The organism is Chryseobacterium sp. JUb7 (assembly GCF_024806495.1).
Classification (GTDB): domain Bacteria; phylum Bacteroidota; class Bacteroidia; order Flavobacteriales; family Weeksellaceae; genus Chryseobacterium.
This window is the reverse complement of sequence record NZ_JANUFF010000012.1, coordinates 88,491-107,267: the sequence shown is the minus strand read 5'-3', so window position 1 is coordinate 107,267 and position 18,777 is coordinate 88,491. Positions and strand designations below refer to the sequence as shown.

Sequence of the window (18,777 nt, the reverse complement as noted above, 5' to 3'; positions counted from 1 at the left end):
TCTGTTGATTGAAAGACTCTTTATTCCATATAGTTTGCTCCAGAACGATAGGCTGTATCTTATTTTTCTTCACCTTTATCCTTATTAATCAATTGTGTTAATCTTGCATCAATCAGCTCTTTACCCAAGATTTCAGCACAGGTATTGAATGCTCCGATGGTACAGCCCAAAATTCCGTGCATGTTGACAGACTGTCCTGTCAGAAAAAGATTATCAATCTTGGTACGTGGCGAAACCATTGTTTTCAGGGGGTTTTCAGAACTTTTGATGTAACCGTACATATTTCCTTCAAAACTTCCTATATAATCACGGTATGACAGCGGTGAAGAAGTATAGATATTTTTAATAGAATCTCTTATATCCGGAATTTTCTTTTCCAAAGCATCAATCATCTTTTCTGCTTTTTCTATTTTAAATTTTTCGTACTGCAGCCCTCTTTCATGTTCATCAACAACCGTATTGAATGTTTTTTCCCATTCTTTAACTTCATCAAAGCTCATATAAGAAATAGCCGTAAGACTCTCTGCAAAATCAGGACGATGCTTTGACTGTGTTGAAGAAAGCATATACGTTTCCGGCCACGATTCTTTTTGATAACGGTAAGCGTTCCAAACCATTTCTTCTGATGAATAATGATAAATATTATAATTAAAATTCGGAACAGCATGAGGTTTTAATACCAAATACACACTGAAACAGGAAGAAACAGGTTCCCAGCTTAACACTCTGTTCAGGAAGGATTTTTTCAGCCGCTCTTCTCCGATTAATTTAATGGTTGAACGAACGTCGATATTTGAAATAATCTGTTTTGCGGAGTATTCTTTCCCTGATTTGGTTTTTGCTCCCGTCAATATATTATTTTCATTAAAAACAAATTCGGAAACTTCAGTGTGCTTATGTATCTCGGCTCCATTTTCTCTTAACTTTTTAATTAATAATTTTGAGATCTGGCTTCCTCCTTTTATACATTTATAGGCACTTTGAATGTAAGAATTCACCGTCAACGCATGAACGTAGAAAGGTATATTTTCAGAATCTCCCGCGTACAGGAAATTTGAGCCTAATAAAACTGACTGTAATTTTTTATCTGAAGTAATAGATTCAATGAATCTTTTTGTGTTTAAGTGAAGAATTTCTTCATTGTAATTGTTATTTCCAATCACATTATATCTTGGAAAATGATTACAAACCCTTTGAATCTCCTCACAATAATCTTCCAGATTGTCTTTTTCCTCAGGAAAATATTTTGATAACTGTTCAACAAAATTTTCGTAGCCCTGTGCATGCGGATACTCAATTTCATCGTCTCCGAAAGTAATTCTATCATATCCGTCAACATCCATTTTCTGAAGCTGAAGCTCCTCTATAATTCCAAGATAAGAAAAGAACTGATAAAGATTCTGTCCTTCAGAAAGCCCACCCAGATAATGAACTCCGGTATCAAAAATCAGCTTGTCGCGTGAAAAAGTCTGCAGATTTCCCCCATACTGATTATTTTTCTCCAGGACACAGACTTTTAAGCCTTCTTTCGCCAAAATAAGAGCCGAAACAAGACCTCCCAATCCACTGCCGATCACAAGTATGTCATATTCTTTTTTCAAAGGAGAAAATGCGTTTTCTTAAAGGTAAGAATTTTGAAAATTAAAAACAGTACAAGTTCTCTCTGTCATGCTGAAAGCATCTCGACATGTCGTAAATTCCTAAAGAATAAAAACGATGCGGATCACAATTCGGTACAAAATGAAACTTAACAATTAATTTCTAAAAATCTTAACGATTTGAGTTTGTTGTTAGTTTTTTCTGAGGTAAAAGTAGGAAATTAATCCATATCATCCCAAAAATCGAAATAATTGAACCACTGAAGAGGATATTTTTTGATCATCGACTCCAGATTTTGAATATAAGAATTTAAAAGCCCCTGTGAATCACGCTTTTTAATGTTTTCAGCCACCCGGGCATACAAATGATAATGAAGATTATTTTCCTTCATTACATATACATATACTACCGGAACACCCAATCTTGAAGCAATAAGGAAAGGACCTGCAGGAAATTTTGCCGTTTTCCCCAGTAAATCGCCCTCTAAAAATTTTGAACCTTCGAAATAACGATCACCTGTAAAGCAGATTAACTCATTTTTTGACAACGCCTGATTGATATCAAAAATATGCGACATATCGTCTTTTACATAAATGAATTTGATATTACTCTGCTTAACAGAAACACTTTCAAGATATTCTTTAATCACTGTAACTTCCTGATCTGTTGTCACTAAATTAATCTGGCAGTCAAAATCAATATCCGCAAAAAAATGTTCAGCAATCTCAAAGTTTCCGATATGAGCGCTAATTAAAACGCCCCCTTTTTTTTCGGCTAAAAGATTTCGAAGATTTTCAATTCCGTCAAACTCGTAAGTGTATTTTTCTCTTAATCCGGCAGAAATAGCTGTTTTATCAATTAAAATTTTTCCGAAAGTAAAATAGCTTTTAAAAACAGAAGTTTTTGTCTTCCAGGAACTGTAATGAAGTCGTTTTTTGAAGTAATATGAAATGTACCGGTTACTCTTTTTTTCAAATAAAAAATAATAGGCTGCAACGAAATAAAGCACAACATACGAACTACGGATTCCGATATTTCTAATGCACCAGACGAAAATTTTATATCCTAAAATCGTCCCCTTAGATTTACCTTTCCACTTGTTCATAGTATCAGTTTAGCAATGCGTCGATTCAACAGCGTAACAATTTAATAATCTTGATAAACTGCTAAATTGGATATTGTTATGTTTAATTCAGAGTAAATTTTTAATCGATAATTAAGCGTTTTTTTCAGTAATCTTATTTTGAATAGTCGAATAAAAGTCATCAAAAGTGACCATTTTTTTGAAGTCTGCTTCACCCAATTTCACTCCGAAATTAGATTCAATCACCACAACCATATCAATATAATCCAGGCTGTCTAAGCCTAGTGTTGTTTTTAAGTTTGCTTCATTGCTGATTTCATCGCCGTCTACTTCGAATTCATTTATTAAAAAGTCGTTGACGATAGCAACAATTTTTTCCCTTTCCATGTTTTTAACCAAATTTTTTAACAATTAATGCGGAATTTGTTCCCCCAAATCCAAAAGAATTCGACAAAAATACGTCAATTTTTTGACTTTTTGTTTTAGCGATCAAATTTATCTTTTTCGCCTCATCATCAGGATTTTCCAGATTGATATTAGGGGCTACAAAATCGTTTTGCATCATCAGTATAGAATAAATAACTTCACTTGCACCCGCCATCCAGCATTCGTGACCGGTCATCGATTTTGTAGAACTTACAGGAACCTCACTTCCGAAAATTTCGTAAATAGCCTTGGCTTCATTCGCATCACCAATAGGAGTAGAAGTTGCATGAGCATTTATATAATCAATATCTTTCACTTGTAAACCAGATTGTTGCAAAGCTCTGTTCATTGCTAAAGCTGGACCATCAACATTCGGTGTAGAGATATGCCCTCCGTTGGAAGAAAATCCGTATCCTACAATTTCTGCCAGAATAGTAGCGCCTCTTTTTTGGGCAGACTCTAAACTTTCAACAATTAAAGAGGCTGCTCCACCGCTCGGGATTAAGCCATCTCTCGCAGAGTCGAAAGGTCTTGATGCTTTTGCAGGTTCGTCTTCTCTTACCGAAAAAACACCTAATCCATCAAAGCTAGCCATCGAATATTTGTTGGTTTCCTGAGCACCACCACAAACAATCATATCCTGAAAACCATTCTTAATCATCATATAAGCCAGTCCTAAAGAATGAGAACCGCTTGCGCATGCTGCACTGATGGTAAGATTGATTCCTCTTAATTTGAAAATCGTAGAAAGATTCATGGTCACTGTGGAGTTCATCGATTTAAAAATCGCACCTGACCCCATCAAAGTCGTATCTTTTTTTTCCCTTGCAATGTCGATAGATTCTACAACTGCCTGGGAAACACTGTCGTTTCCGTATAAAATCCCGACTTCATTATGATCTAAAAAGTCCTGGCTGATATTAGCCTGTTTTAAAGCATCCAATGTTGCGATATAAGCATACTCACTTTCTTCGCCCATGCTTACACGCTGTCTCCGATTCAAAAGATTTTTCAGATCCGGTTTTGGAACAACACCTGTCAATCCTGACCTGAAACCGAATTCTTTTCTTTCGTTCACTAAAACAATTCCAGATTTTCCTTGATACAGGGATTCCTTCACCTCTTCCAAAGAAGTTCCGATGCAGGAATAAATTCCCATCCCGGTAATTACAACCCTATTTTCCATCTTTACAAATTTAACAATGTATCAATCTAGCAATGTAACAATAATTGGCAAAACTGATACATTGGTATATTGTTACATTAATTAAGAATAAATTCCTCCGTTAATATTAATCACTTCACCTGTAATGTATGATGATTTTTTAGAAGCAAGAAACGCAACTAAATCAGCGACTTCTTCTGCTTCCCCAAATCTGTTGGCAGGAATCATTGTCTTCAGTTCATCTTCGTTAAAATCCTGTGTCATATCTGTTTTAATGAAACCCGGTGCTACTGCATTTACAGTGATATTTCTTTTAGCTACTTCCTGTGCCAGAGCTTTTGTAGCTCCTACCAGAGCGCCTTTTGCAGCAGAATAATTCGTTTGACCGGCTGTTCCCTTCACTCCGGAAACAGAAACCATATTGATAATTCTGCCGTATTTATTACGTAACAATTTTTGAATAAAGAAATTTGTCACGTTGAAAAAACCATTCAAACTTGTGTTGATCACCGCATTCCAGTCTTCACTTGGCATCCACATAAATAATCCGTCTCTTGTGATTCCGGCATTATTGACAATGATTTCGACAACAGCTTTGGGATTATTTTCCTGCCATTCCGTTAAAACTTTTAGCGTTTCTTCAGCATTTCCTACATCGAATTTAAGAATTTCTCCGGTAGAACCCAATTCCTGAACTTTAGCCAAGGTTTCCTTTGCTGCGGCTTCGTTTGAAGTATAATTAATTAAAATATGCTCAATTTTTTCTTCTGCCAGTTTTATACAGATCGCTCTTCCAATTCCTCTGGAGCCACCTGTTACAATTGCACATTTCATGTTTTAATGTTAGTTTTTAAAAGTCAGTTTTTTCATCTTTAGTTTAAACAATTCATTATATTAAATAATTACATTGCTTTCAAATATTTTTTCACTTCCTCCAGATAAGGATACATCACCATATCATCTGAGAACGCAGGAATGATCTTTCTTATTTCATCGTACAGCTCTTTTGTTGATGATGAAACTTTATCTTTAAATCCAAGATATTCTATCGCCTGAATGATTGTAATCGCTTCAATCGCCAGTACTTCAAAAGCGTTTTCAATCACCTTTCTGCAAATCACGGCAGCATTGGTCCCCATGCTTACAATATCCTGATTATCATTATTATTCGGAATACTGTGAACATACATCGGATTCGACAGCATCTGGCTTTCTGCCGTAGTAGAAGTTGCCGTAAACTGAACACCCTGCATTCCGAAATTAAATCCTAGCTTTCCTAAATTAACAAATGGAGGCAAAATTTCATTGATTTTAGCATTCAAAAGATAGTTCAGCTGTCTTTCAGCAAGCATCGTCAGTTTTGTAACTACTATTTTAAGCTTATCCATTTCCAAAGAAATATAATCTCCGTGGAAGTTTCCGCCGTGATAGACGTGCTGATCTTCAACATTGATAATTGGATTGTCATTCGCTGAATTGATTTCATTTTCCAACACTTTTTCTGTGTATTCCAACGTATCCAAAACAGGTCCTAAAATCTGCGGAACACATCTCAACGAGTAATATTCCTGAACTTTTTCTTTGAAAACTTTCTCCTGCTCTTCAAAGTGTGTGTATAAATGATCTTCTCTTTTTCTGATTAACTGACTATCAGATAAATGAGTTCGCATTCTCTCTGCAATTTTCTGCTGACCGTAATGTAATTTTGTTCCATTCAAAGCTGCTGATAAATGATCATCATACGCCTGAACAATTTCATTAATAGCACAGGATAATTTAATGGAAATCTCTGTTAACTGATTTGCTTTGTGAGCATTCACAATTCCGATACCAGACATCACAGAGGTTCCGTTCATTAAAGCCAGACCCTCACGAATTTCAATCTGAATAGGTTCTAATCCTTCGATTTCGAAAACCTCTTTTGTAGATTTTCTTTCGCCTTTATAAAAAACCTCGCCTTCGCCAATTAAAACCAAAGCTAAGTGAGCCAGCTGAACCAAATCACCACTTGCCCCTACTCCTCCATGCTCGAAAATCAACGGCGTAACATCTCTGTTTATTAATTCTTTAAGTAAATTAATTACAGAATGATGAACTCCGGAATTTCCAAGTGACAAGGTATTTAATCTTGCCAGCATACAAGCCTTCACCTCTTGTGCCGGAAGTGGATTTCCAATCCCCGAAGAATGGCTCCTAATTAAATTATACTGAAGCTGATGCGTATCTTCATCACTGATTTTGAACTGTGCCATCGGTCCAAAACCGGTATTTACACCATATATTACTTTATTTTTCGAAAATTCCTTCAGAAACTGAAAACTTTCATCCACTCTGGCAAGAAGTGTTTCATCCAGTTCTATTTTTTCATTCTCTATGATGATTTTTTTAAAGTCGTTCAGTTCTAAAAAGTTATTTATTTTCATTAATTAAAAAGTAATAATAGATAATTTTGTAAATATTAATTAATTGTCATTAATTTTGCGGCAAAGATAGAAGTTATTATTAAAATAAAAAATCAAAGATGAGCAAAGAATTTGTTGACGTTCTCGTAATCGGTGCTGGACCATCCGGATGCGTATCTTCTTCATACTTAAAGAAGAACAATGTCAACGTAAAAGTTGTTGAAAAGACAAAATTCCCAAGACTGGTTGTCGGTGAAAGCTTAATTCCAAGAGTAATGGACCATTTTGATGAAGCAGGCTTGTTTCCGGCATTAGATAAAATGGGCTTTGAAAAGAAATTGGGAGCACGTTTTTTAAGAGGCAATGAAGTCTGCATCTTTGATTTCAGTAATAAATTCGGGGAGGGCTGGGACTGGACCTGGCAAGTTCCGAGAGCTGATTTTGATAATACTCTGGCTCAGGAAGTGATTAATAAAGGAATCGACCTTGAATTTGAAACCGAAGTTATCGGTATTGAATTTAATGGAACCGATTCTATCACAACGGTAAAAAATAAAGATGGAGAAACGAAAGAAATCCATGCTAAATTCGTGATCGACTCAAGTGGTTACGGAAGAGTTTTACCGAGGCTTTTAGATTTGGAAAAACCTTCAAAATTATCTCCCCATTCTGCAATTTTCTCCCATGTAAAAGACATCAACAGAGAAGAAGGAACCGAAGGAACATTGATTTCTTTTGATATTATTGAAACTGAAGTCTGGCTTTGGGTAATTCCTTTTTCTAATGGGAATACTAGTGTAGGAATCGTTGGTCCAACTGAATATATCGAAAAACTATCCGAAAATGGAGATACTGCCGAAGCGCTAAGAAAAGCAATTTCACTTTCAGATTATTATGTAAAACGCTTCGGAGATGTGGATTTTCTTTTTGAACCGAGACATTTGAAAGATTATTCCTGCTCGGTAAAAAAATTATTTGGAGACGGATTTGCATTGACAGGAAATGCTTCGGAATTCCTGGATCCCGTTTTCTCTTCAGGAATGGCTTTTGCAACCGAAGGCGGAATGACCGCCGCAAAATTGGCGTTAAGACAGTTGAATGGTGAAAAAGTTGACTGGCAGACAGAATTTGCTGATTACATTTTATACGGTGTTGATGTTTTCACAACCTATGTGAAAGAATGGTACACCGGAAATCTTCAGGAGTTATTCTTCCATCAGCCAGAAAATCCTGATGTAAAAAGAAAAATCTGCGCAGTATTGGCAGGCTACGTTTGGGACAAAAAAAATACATTCGTACGAATACACGATACCGCAATCAAGAATCTTGCAGAATTTATCAAAACAGAAAAGCAAGAACAAAAGCAATCATAAAAAAGCGGTCTGAAAATTCAGACCGCTTTTCTATTTATTTTTTCACTTTTTTAATTTCCTTTCCTAATTCTTTTCCGGTTTTTTCATACGCTGCAGAAATTCGCCCATATTCCATACTGTAATCCACTTTACTTCCCGTTCCTTCAATCTTATCTCCTTTAATTTTGGCTAAAACATGAGATGGGTTCGCGGTTTCTACGAAACTCATATCAGCAGACAATTTTCCGGGCTGCATTACAAAACCGCTCCATCCCGCATACATCCATTGAGGCTCTACCATTAATGTATATTTTGCATCTGCATTTTTACTGAATTTTATCTTCTTAGATTTATTTAACCCATCTACTAATTTATCTGAAAAAAATAGATTCTGAATGTTGCTTCCAGGCGGCAATCCATTTTTCCCAGGCTGCTTCTCCTTTTTTAGCTATGGTTTCAGTTTTTCTCCTTTCAAGATATTGAACTTCCGTGTAGTTCTCAGCTTGAAAAAGAGGTTCACCATAGATAAATTTAACATTAACTTCAGTCTGATCTTTTAAAAAATCAAGATTTCCAGAAGTAACCGTCAGATTCTGAGCAAAATTCATTGTTGCTATTGCGACAAACAAAAGCAGAAATAACTTTTTCATAGTTTATAATTTAAAATTGAATTTAGATGGATCTTATTTTTTTGTATAATGATCTACTTTTTGAGCAAGCATTTTAGCAGTCTTTGCAAAATATTCCGCAATCCTGTCATTGTTATTCGGAACCCCAAAACCATTATCTCCGGTAGCCTTTATTCCTTCCACAACCATTAAAATATTGTTTGGGTTATCCGTTTCTACAAAAGTCATCGTGCTTGAAACAAGAGCCTTATCACTTGCCAAAGGAATGAAAAGCCCGATATGCATCCAATTAGGCTCTACAATAAGAGTATATTTAGTTTTAGTAAATTTATCAGAAGCCTGAATCACCGTGTTTTTGTTCCATGAAGTCATGAATTTATCCGGAAAAGTATGTTCTTTGCTATACTCCCAATCCAGCCTCCATTTTTCTGCTTCTTCTTTGCCTTTTAATTTTTCAATTTCAGATATTCTGTTGGCAACAAATTCCTCTTCACTTAAATTTTTCTTCTCAAACTTCAGATGATCATATTTGAAAACAACCCTAATGAATTTTTGGTCTTTTAAAAAATTGTAATCTCCCGAAATCACTTTCACTCTTTGAGCCATCAAGCATGATGAAAGAGCCATTAAAAATAGAAATAACGTTTTTTTCACGGTTGGTTTTATTAGTTTTTATCTTAAATCTGTAAACGTAATCGGTTTTCTGCTGTTTGGATTAAAGACTACTTTAGATAAAATATCAAAATCAATGATTTCAATTTTCGGACTTACCCTCAGTTTTGCACGGAAATGATCTCTCACTTCATTGACGAAGCTGTCGGAGTCACTACTTGTGCTTATTTTAATGATAATTTCATCCAACCCGATTTCATTCGACTGAATAACGATCTGGTAGCATAAAATCGTGTTGAAATCATTTAAAATATCGTTCATTGCCGGCGGATATAAAGTCGTTCCCTTATATTTTATCATCTGTTGCTTTCGTCCGATAACAGGGCCTAACCTCATCGTATTTCGTCCGCATTGGCAAGGGTCGTAATGTGCTTTTACAATGTCCCCGGTTTTGAATCTCAATAAAGGAAGCGCTTCTACGCCTAATGTTGTAATCGTTAACTCTCCACTTTCGCCTTCTTTAACCATATTTCCATTATCATCGAGAATTTCTGTGATAATTAATTCAGGATGCTGGTGTCCTCCAATCTGATGTTCACACTCTGTAAAAGCCGTGCTCATCTCTGTGGAAGCGTAGGTTGAGAACAATTTAATATCCCATTTTTCTTTAATCTTCTGAGAAAGAATATTATCTGTAAAATCCTGATTTTTGATACTTTCGCCGATACAAACCGCACCATAAACGCTGGAATTTTTATAATCAATTCCATGTTTTTCGGCATAATCTATCATTTTTAACAGAAATGACGGAACGGTAATCAGATATTTTGGCTTATATCTGAAAATAGAATCCCATTGTAATTCAGGAATTCCAGGTCCCATTCTCACAACGCTTGCTCCCATTTTTCTCAGTCCTAAAAAATAAGCAAGTCCGGCCATAAACCTTTTGTCAATCGTGGTAATCATCTGCACAACGTCACCTTTTTGGATTCCTGCACAGGCAAAAGAAATCGCTTCATTGTATGCCAATCTTTCAAGATCGTTATCCGATAACCCGAACGTTACAGGATCACCCAACGTCCCTGAAGTAGTACTGTAATCCACAATTTTATCGTGAGTAATGCAGAAAAAGTCATCGTTATTCTGCTGAATATCATTTTTCGTTGTCGTTGGGATTTTCTGCAAATCTTCCAACGTCTGGATATCAGCAATATTGATATTATTTTCTTTGAATAATTTTTGATAAAAAGGTGAATGAGTTTCAAGATAAGTCAGCAGTTCCCGAAGTTTTTGCTCCTGAAACTTTTTTATTTCCTGAATGTCTGATTTTTCGATTGATGGATAGAATTCCAATGGTTTTTATTTTAAGTGACAAATTTATTTAATTAAAATTAAAAGATTGGATTATTAAATTTTTCTCCCACAGATTTACACAAATTTTCACAGATGATTGTGTTTTATCTAGTTTTAAAAATTAATTTAAACACAAAGATTTATTAAGCTCTTTTTATATTTTTCAGAAAACAAAGGCAAATAAATTTGCTTCGCGAAGCTTGAAAATGCAGCTTCATCAAATCAACTTGTTGATTCATCTTTGCTCACTTAAAACTATTTGTAATCCAAATTAAAACTTTGCGTTGAAAAAAATATCACAAAGCTAATTATCTCGAAAAAGTAAAACTCTGCGTATTTGTATTTCCAGCCGTATTGATTGTTGTTACTTTTAATATATGAGAACCAGAACCTTTCGGGCATTTTTCATCAAAAACATATACAAAATCATCTTTTACTCTTGCAAAACGAAGCCATTTACCATCCAGTTCAGCCCGAAAAGATTCGATGTCGCCGATTTTCGTTGTTCCTTTCAATTTTAAAGAACTGACATTTATGATTTCTCCATCTTTCCAATTTGGAGAAACAGATGGCAAACTACTATCGAGTAACAATCTTGCTGTTCCTAATCTGTTGAATTGCCCCTCTGCCCAATCACCATTCCATTTTGCTTTGATGATATTTTTATCACTTCCGTAATTGAGTTCTATCACTGTTTTATCTTTTTCTTCATTCGATAATTTTCTATTCGCTTTAATTTTCAACGTATAATTATCATGAACCGGAATGTATGGATTATTTAAAACAATTGAATTCGAAACTGCTTCTCCATCAGGTTTTTCGTACATATTGAAATTGACTGCATCATAAACAGCATTTTTGCTCAAATTGATTTCTGCGTTGTCGGTTTTAATCGTTTTTGATTCGTTTGGAGAAACCGTTTTATTATTGGATGAAACTTTCTCTGATGGATTGCTCAACTGAACTTTTGCAGTCAATCGGCTTGTATTTCCTTTGACATCTTTTAAAATAATTTCAATACTGTGAATTTCATTATCCGGAAGATTGATCATTCCATCGGAGCCGGAACTGTAATTTGGAAGTTTCATTCCCGGTAAATTTGATAAATGCTGAATACTCATTTTATCTTTGACAAATTTTGTATAATCTACACAACCGTTAATATAACGGGTATCATTGTAATGAACTCTATCAATTTTAAAACTGTAAACCAATTTCCCATCCATCAATAATTCTGCATCATAAATTCCAAGATTAAACCCTTGATTGGCTTTATCTACAGCCTTTATCGCAAAACTTATCTGAGGAGAATTCACTTGAATTACGTTTGAGGTATAAACATTTCCCACTTTTTTCACAGCAACTCCATTCGCTCCGGGTTCGTAACTACTGAAACGACGATCGTACCAATACAATCCACTGATAATCGGAGCAATTCCATCAGGAATATTAAATCCAAAAAGTAATGGATTGATGCATTCTTCCGTTTTTGTGTCTCTGATTTCAAAATGCAAATGCGGACCTGCCGAACCTCCTGTATTTCCGCTCAAAGCAATCAATTGTCCTTTCGTAACAGGAAACTGATTGGGAGAAAAACTGATATCCTGTTCCCATTTTTCATCTTTGTATTGTTGATTTTTTACATATTCATCGAGTGTATCAAAATATTTATTTAAATGAGCATACACTGTGGTGTAACCATTTGGATGAGTTACATACACTGCATTTCCGAAACCGTAACGCTCAACCTTTATTCTGCTGACATATCCATCTGCTGCGGCAACGACAGGCAAGTTTTCCTGACTGTTGGTTCGAATATCCAAACCCATGTGAAAATGATTGGAACGGACTGCTCCGAAATTAGCAGCCAGATTTATAGGAATATTCAAAGGATTTCTAAAATAGTTTTGAGGATAATTATTTTGGGCAAATATTGTAAAGTAGCTGACAAAACAAAAAAGAAATGTCAATCGGGAAAAGGCTTTCATACAAATGGTTTTAAGTGTTATTTTAAAATTACGAAAATTTGTTTAAAGATTTTTATTTTCCGACATATTTCATGGTTTTGCAGATGACTAAGCTTAATTATTCAGTGCTATCCTTGTCAAGGTTTAGAACCTTGACAAGGATTACAATTGAAGTTTTCTTAGAAAGGACCATCAATAAACTTATATTATCCACGAAAGAAAGTCATAAAAAAAATTCACATTTCCCGATCCACAATTCACAAAAAATTAATGCCAACATTTATATTTCTGAAACAGAAGTTTTTAATTGGAAATATCAAAATAAAACATATATTATAAACCGACAAATTTTAGTAAATTTGCCAACTTAATTAATCAACGATATTGAGATATTACAATGAGCCAATTTAAAGAATACAAAAACCTCAACCTTATTGACGTAGCAGAGAATGTAGCGGAATTTTGGAAACAGAATAAAACTTTCAATAAGAGTGTTGAGATTCGTGAGGGGCAACCTGAGTTTGTTTTTTATGAAGGTCCCCCTTCAGCAAACGGTATGCCCGGAATTCACCACGTTATGGCTAGAGCATTAAAGGATATTTTCTGTCGTTATCAGACCCAAAACGGGAAACAGGTTTTCCGTAAAGCGGGTTGGGATACACACGGACTTCCTGTAGAGCTAGGCGTAGAAAAAGAATTAGGAATCACTAAAGAAGATATTGGCAAAAAAATTTCTATTGAAGATTACAACAAAGCGTGTCGTGAAGCAGTAATGCGTTACACAGATGTTTGGAACAACCTTACCGAGAAAATCGGATATTGGGTAGATCTTGAAGATCCGTATATCACGTATAAGTCAAAATATATGGAGACGGTTTGGTGGTTACTGAAGCAGTTGTACGATAAAGGATTATTGTATAAAGGCTATACAATCCAGCCTTATTCTCCGAAAGCAGGAACGGGACTTTCTTCACACGAAGTAAACCAACCGGGAGCTTACCGTGATGTTTCTGATACAACGGTTGTAGCACAATTCAAGACATTGCCGGAAACATTGCCTTCTTTTTTACAAGGTTTTGGAGACGTACATTTCTTGGCCTGGACGACAACTCCTTGGACGTTGCCATCAAATACAGCTTTAACAGTAGGTCCGAAAATCGATTATGTTTTAGTAAAAACGTTCAATCAATATACTTTTGAGCCGGTTAACATTGTTTTAGCCAAAGCTTTGGTTGGAAAACAATTTGCAAAAAAATATGCTGAAGGAACAGAAGAAGATTTTGCAAACTTTACTCCTGAAACGAAAGTTATTCCTTATCAAATTCTAGCTGAATTCAAAGGGGCTGATTTGGTTGGAATTAAATATGAGCAATTATTACAATACGCTCTTCCTTATCAAAATCCTGAAAATGCTTTCAGAGTCATTTCAGGAGATTTTGTGACGACTGAAGACGGAACAGGTATCGTTCATACGGCGCCGACTTTTGGTGCTGATGATGCGAAAGTAGCAAAAGAAGCTACTCCGGAAGTTCCACCAATGTTGGTTTTAAATGAAAACGGAAATCCGGTTCCATTGGTAGATTTACAGGGTAGATTCTTATCTCTGGTAAGCGATGAGATCTATGGTTTTGCGAATGAATATGTAAAAGGAGAATATCTAAGCGAAGACGAAAAAAATACTGAATTAAATATTCAGAAAGAAAATTTAAAGTCAATCATTGCAGATCTGAAGGCTTATCTTTCTGTGGATGAAAGAATTGCTTTAAAATTAAGAAAAGAAAACAAAGCTTTTAAAGTTGAAAAATATGTTCACTCGTATCCACACAGCTGGAGAACAGATGAACCGTTATTATATTATCCATTAGATTCCTGGTTCGTGAAAATGACCGCTGTAAAAGACAGATTGGTAGATTTAAACAAAGGAATCAACTGGAAGCCAAAATCAACCGGAGAAGGACGTTTCGCCAACTGGCTTGAAAATGTAAACGACTGGAACCTTTCCCGTTCAAGATATTGGGGAATTCCGTTGCCAATCTGGAGAACAGAAGATTTAAAAGAAGAAATCATCATAGGTTCTGTGGAAGAATTGTATAATGAGATTGAAAAATCTGTTGCCGCAGGATTGATGAAAGAAAATCCGTTCAAGGATTTTGTGATCGGAAATATGTCTGAGCAGAATTATGCACTGGTTGATTTACATAAAAATATCGTTGACCAGATCATCCTTGTTTCAGCTACAGGAAGAGAAATGAGACGTGAAAGCGACTTGATCGACGTTTGGTTCGATTCAGGTTCGATGCCTTATGCACAGCTGCATTATCCTTTTGAGAATAAAGAATTAATCGACAATAATAAAGCATTCCCTGCAGATTTCATTGCGGAAGGTGTTGACCAGACTCGTGGTTGGTTCTACACACTTCACGCAATCGGAACAGCGGTTTTTGATTCAGTTGCTTATAAAAATGTAATGAGTAACGGACTTGTTTTGGATAAAAACGGGGTAAAAATGTCAAAATCTAAAGGAAATGGAATTGATCCGTTTGAAACATTAGCAGTTTACGGACCGGATGCTACACGTTGGTATATGGTTTCTAATGCCAATCCTTGGGAAAACCTGAAATTTGATATCGAAGGAATTGATGAAACGAGAAGAAAATTCTTCGGAACATTATACAACACCTATTCATTCTTTGCTTTGTATGCAAACGTTGACGGATTCAATTATTCTGAAAAGAACGTTGAAAACCGCCCGGAAATCGACAGATGGATTTTGTCTGAATTAAACTTATTAATCAAAGAAGTAAAAGCATTCTACGAAGATTACGAACCAACAAGAGTGGCAAGAGCCATCAACACTTTTGTTAATGATAACTTGAGTAACTGGTACGTGAGATTATGCAGAAGACGTTTCTGGAAAGGAGATTATTCGGACGATAAAATCTCTGCTTACCAGACTTTATATACTTGTTTGGAAACTGTTGCTAAATTATCTGCGCCAATTGCTCCGTTCTTCATGGATCAGTTGTATCAGGATTTAAATAAAGTAACCGGAAAAGAAACTGCGGAATCTATTCACTTGACAGATTTCCCTGTTGCTGACGAAAGCTTGATCGATGCAGATTTGGTTGAAAAAACGCATTTAGCACAAACAATTACAAGTATGGTTTTCTCTTTGAGAAAGAAAGAAAATGTAAAAGTTCGTCAGCCGTTGCAAAAAGTGTTAATTCCTGTTTTAGATTCAAAAATTGAGGAACAGATTTCTGCAGTTTCTGAACTCATTAAACAGGAAGTAAATGTTAAAGAAATTCAATTAATTAATGCTGAAGAAGCAGCCCATTTAATTGTAAAACAGATAAAACCGAATTTCAAAGCACTTGGTCCTAAATTAGGAAAAGACATGAAAACGGTTGGAGGAGAGATCTCAAATCTTAGTACAGAACAGATTTCAACATTAGAAAAAGAAGGGAAATTAGACATTCAAGGATACGAAATCACGCTTGATGATGTTGAAATTTCTACAAAAGATATCCCGGGATGGACGGTAACTTCTGATGGAAAAACAACTGTGGCATTAGATTTGACGTTAACAGACGAATTAAAATCTGAAGGGATCGCAAGAGAATTCATCAACAGAGTTCAAAACTTGAGAAAAGACAAAGATTTCGATTTGACAGACAGAATTAATATCTTCCTGGAAGAAAATTCTCCTTTCTTAAATGATGTTAAGAAAAATGAAGAATATATTTCTTCAGAAGTCTTGTCAAATAAAATAGAAATTGTATCTTCACTTTCAAATTTTAACGAAATCGAAATAGATGAGGTTAATTTTAAGATAAATGTTGAAAAAAATTAACATATAGTTATTGTTTTTCAAATTCCATTTCATAATTTTATTAAAAAAGAGAAACGAACATGTCAGACGAAAGAGTAAGATACAGTGATGCTGATTTACAAGAATTTAAGGCTATCATTAAGGAAAAAATAGAAAAAGCTGAAAAAGATTTACAACTGATCAGAGAGAGTTTTATTAATGATCAGAATAACGGAACAGATGATACTTCTCCAACCTTCAAAGCATTTGAAGAGGGAGCAGAGACGTTAAGTAAAGAACAGAACTCTATTTTGGCTGGTAGACAGGAAAAATTCGTACGTGATTTGAAGAACGCTTTAATAAGAATTGAAAACAAAACTTATGGCGTTTGCAGAGTAACAGGTAAACTGATTCCTAAAGAAAGACTGTTGGCTGTTCCTCATGCTACCTTGAGCATCGAAGCGAAAAATATGCAAAAATAACCACTAGGTTAATTAAAATAAATTTGGGTTTATATCGTATTTCATGAAATACTTTATAAACCTAATTTTTAATGTATACCCATGACCGAATTATTAGTTTTAGGAATTATTATTGTTGCAGTTTTAGGATTTTTCAACAGAGATTGGATCAAAAACAGATTCTTTCCTGATAAACAGCGAAACTACACCATGGATGATCAATTTAATTCTGATAAGCGGGAAAGGGAAAAAGAAATTGACAGCCTATTAAGTAAAATGGGTAAAAACGGCATCAATGACCTGTCTGCAAAAGACAGAAAACGTCTTGATGAACTGTCTAAAAAGCAAAAATTAAATCCGGAAAAAATGGAATCCATAATAGTACACACCAAAAATGCAATGGAACTGAATGCTTTGAAAAGTGTTTTAAAAGATATGAACATCAAGTTCGAAAAATTCCATACTAAGAATACACATCATAACGAGAAAACGATCAAGAAAATCGTTGATAAGAAAAACGAAAAAATAGGAAAACCGTATAAACCAAAAGGACTGTAATGAAAAAGATATTATTTGTAACCTTTCTTATTTTATTAATTGATCAGGCTTCAAAAATTTACGTAAAAACTCATTTTAACCTTGATGACAGTATTTCTGTCTTACCGGGTTTTAAACTTACTTTTGTAGAGAATCCGGGAATGGCCTATGGACTTCATTTTGGTGGAGTTATTGGTAAATATTTCCTAGTGATTGTAAGAGTTTTTCTTATTGGAGGAATGATCTATTTATTTAAAAAATGGTTGCAACGAGGAGAATCCAATTATCTTTTAATTCCGATGGCTATGATCTTTGCAGGAGCAATCGGAAATTTAATTGACGGCATGTTTTATGGTTTGATTTTCGACAGTGGTACCGTTTATGACCCAAGTATTGACCGATGGATCGGCTATGGCGGAATTTCCAAAATAACCTCTTTAGGAGAAGGATATTCTACATTCATGAGAGGCTGTGTTGTTGATATGCTTCATTTTCCACTGGTAGACTGGAATGTTCCCAAAGACTTCCCTATCATAGGCGGAAAGCACATTGAATTCTTTAAGTATATTTTCAATGTTGCAGATTCTGCGATCACCGTGGGAGCAACTTTACTGTTAATTTTCAGAAAGAAAGCATTCCCAAACGGTCTGGAATTTTAAAAGAATTTACACTCGATGAAAAAAATATTCAAAACTTTATTTAAAATTTTCCTGCTTCTTATTGTGGCAGGAATTATTTTTATCGCCTGGGCAAATTACAGCATTAAAAAAGACAGTGATGCTTATGTCTCATATAATATTGCTGATATCCCCGAAACGAAAACCGCCTTGCTTTTGGGAACCAGTAAAAACCTGAACAGCGGTGTTCCGAATGCTTATTTTTACAATAGAATTCAGGCTACTGTTGATCTCTATAAAGCCGGGAAAATTAAAAACATCATCGTAAGCGGAGATAACAGCCGAAAAGATTATAATGAACCGGAAGATATGCTGCTTACATTGATGAAATATGGAATTCCACAAGAAAGGATTTTTTTGGATCATGCTGGTTTCAGAACACTGGATTCTGTAATTAGAGCTAAGGAAATTTTCGGGCAAACAAAACTGATCATCATTTCCCAAAAATTTCATAACGAAAGAGCCGTATTTTTAGCAAAACAAAATGGAATTGACGCATTCGGATATAATGCAAAAGATGTGAATAAATATGCCGGCTTTAAAACAAATATCAGAGAATATCTGGCAAAGGCGAAAGCATACTATGATTTACTGTTGGGTGTTGAACCGAAATTTGGAGGAGAAAAGATTTTGATTCCTTAATCTATTCTCTCACTGATTTTGCAGATTTTTATTAGAAATATTCTTAAGTCTTAGCTAAAG

17 protein-coding genes are annotated in these 18,777 nt (G+C 35.0%); 6 read left to right on the top strand and 11 right to left on the bottom strand.

From position 1 onward, the window contains the following. Positions 1–59: 59 nt before the first annotated feature. The 6 genes from M2373_RS18630 to hutH form a co-directional block, all read right to left on the bottom strand. Positions 60–1,601 carry an NAD(P)/FAD-dependent oxidoreductase gene (locus tag M2373_RS18630; protein WP_259112756.1) on the bottom strand — a complete coding sequence of 514 codons (1,542 nt, stop codon included), beginning with the start codon at positions 1,599–1,601 and terminating at the stop codon, positions 60–62. A gap of 218 nt (positions 1,602–1,819) precedes the next feature. Then, complete coding sequence (locus M2373_RS18625) at positions 1,820–2,704, bottom strand: lipid A biosynthesis acyltransferase (protein ID WP_259112755.1); 885 nt, start codon at positions 2,702–2,704, stop codon at positions 1,820–1,822. Between the two features lie 111 nt (positions 2,705–2,815). Then, complete coding sequence (locus M2373_RS18620) at positions 2,816–3,070, bottom strand: acyl carrier protein (protein ID WP_259112754.1); 255 nt, start codon at positions 3,068–3,070, stop codon at positions 2,816–2,818. A gap of 4 nt (positions 3,071–3,074) precedes the next feature. After that, complete coding sequence (locus tag M2373_RS18615; protein WP_259112753.1) at positions 3,075–4,295, bottom strand: beta-ketoacyl synthase; 1,221 nt, start codon at positions 4,293–4,295, stop codon at positions 3,075–3,077. A gap of 81 nt (positions 4,296–4,376) precedes the next feature. After that, entirely contained in the window at positions 4,377–5,108 is a 732-nt protein-coding gene (fabG, locus tag M2373_RS18610) for a 3-oxoacyl-ACP reductase FabG (RefSeq protein WP_259112752.1), read from the bottom strand. Between the two features lie 68 nt (positions 5,109–5,176). Then, positions 5,177–6,697 (bottom strand): histidine ammonia-lyase, encoded by a 1,521-nt coding sequence (gene hutH, locus M2373_RS18605; RefSeq protein ID WP_259112751.1) that lies wholly within the window; start codon positions 6,695–6,697, stop codon positions 5,177–5,179. Positions 6,698–6,795: 98 nt separating this feature from the next. Between hutH and M2373_RS18600 the strand changes: the two genes are divergently transcribed. Continuing rightward, entirely contained in the window at positions 6,796–8,049 is a 1,254-nt protein-coding gene (locus M2373_RS18600; protein ID WP_259112750.1) for an NAD(P)/FAD-dependent oxidoreductase, read from the top strand. A 34-nt stretch (positions 8,050–8,083) separates the two neighbouring features. Here M2373_RS18600 and M2373_RS18595 read toward each other — a convergent pair whose 3' ends face one another. From M2373_RS18595 to M2373_RS18575, 5 genes are all read right to left on the bottom strand, one after another. Continuing rightward, on the bottom strand, positions 8,084–8,443 hold the full coding sequence (locus M2373_RS18595; protein WP_259112749.1) for a hypothetical protein: 360 nt from the start codon (positions 8,441–8,443) through the stop codon (positions 8,084–8,086). After that, positions 8,400–8,678 carry a hypothetical protein gene (locus tag M2373_RS18590; protein ID WP_259112748.1) on the bottom strand — a complete coding sequence of 93 codons (279 nt, stop codon included), beginning with the start codon at positions 8,676–8,678 and terminating at the stop codon, positions 8,400–8,402. The genes M2373_RS18595 and M2373_RS18590 overlap by 44 nt, the downstream gene beginning before the upstream one ends. A 33-nt stretch (positions 8,679–8,711) precedes the next feature. Beyond that, the gene (locus M2373_RS18585) at positions 8,712–9,311 is read right to left on the bottom strand and encodes a hypothetical protein (RefSeq protein ID WP_259112747.1); all 600 of its coding nucleotides are present in this window, start codon (positions 9,309–9,311) and stop codon (positions 8,712–8,714) included. 18 nt (positions 9,312–9,329) lie between these two features. Further along, complete coding sequence (locus tag M2373_RS18580) at positions 9,330–10,622, bottom strand: phenylacetate--CoA ligase family protein (RefSeq protein WP_259112746.1); 1,293 nt, start codon at positions 10,620–10,622, stop codon at positions 9,330–9,332. A 308-nt stretch (positions 10,623–10,930) separates the two neighbouring features. Further along, positions 10,931–12,610, bottom strand: coding sequence for a M23 family metallopeptidase (locus tag M2373_RS18575; protein ID WP_259112745.1), 1,680 nt, complete (start codon positions 12,608–12,610; stop codon positions 10,931–10,933). A 376-nt stretch (positions 12,611–12,986) separates the two neighbouring features. Between M2373_RS18575 and ileS the strand changes: the two genes are divergently transcribed. The 5 genes from ileS to M2373_RS18550 all read left to right on the top strand — a co-directional run bounded on the left by ileS (position 12,987) and on the right by M2373_RS18550 (position 18,717). After that, positions 12,987–16,442, top strand: a complete 3,456-nt coding sequence (gene ileS / locus M2373_RS18570) for an isoleucine--tRNA ligase (RefSeq protein WP_259112744.1) — start codon at positions 12,987–12,989, stop codon at positions 16,440–16,442. Between the two features lie 59 nt (positions 16,443–16,501). Continuing rightward, on the top strand, positions 16,502–16,882 hold the full coding sequence (locus M2373_RS18565; RefSeq protein WP_002983772.1) for a TraR/DksA C4-type zinc finger protein: 381 nt from the start codon (positions 16,502–16,504) through the stop codon (positions 16,880–16,882). Positions 16,883–16,963: 81 nt separating this feature from the next. Then, positions 16,964–17,419: a DUF6576 domain-containing protein gene (locus tag M2373_RS18560; protein ID WP_259112743.1), complete on the top strand. Its 456-nt coding sequence runs from the start codon at positions 16,964–16,966 to the stop codon at positions 17,417–17,419. Continuing rightward, positions 17,419–18,057 carry a lipoprotein signal peptidase gene (locus tag M2373_RS18555; protein WP_259112742.1) on the top strand — a complete coding sequence of 213 codons (639 nt, stop codon included), beginning with the start codon at positions 17,419–17,421 and terminating at the stop codon, positions 18,055–18,057. Before M2373_RS18560 ends, M2373_RS18555 begins: the two co-directional genes overlap by 1 nt. 15 nt (positions 18,058–18,072) lie before the next feature. Beyond that, on the top strand, positions 18,073–18,717 hold the full coding sequence (locus tag M2373_RS18550; protein ID WP_259112741.1) for a vancomycin high temperature exclusion protein: 645 nt from the start codon (positions 18,073–18,075) through the stop codon (positions 18,715–18,717). The last annotated feature ends 60 nt before the right edge of the window (positions 18,718–18,777 follow it).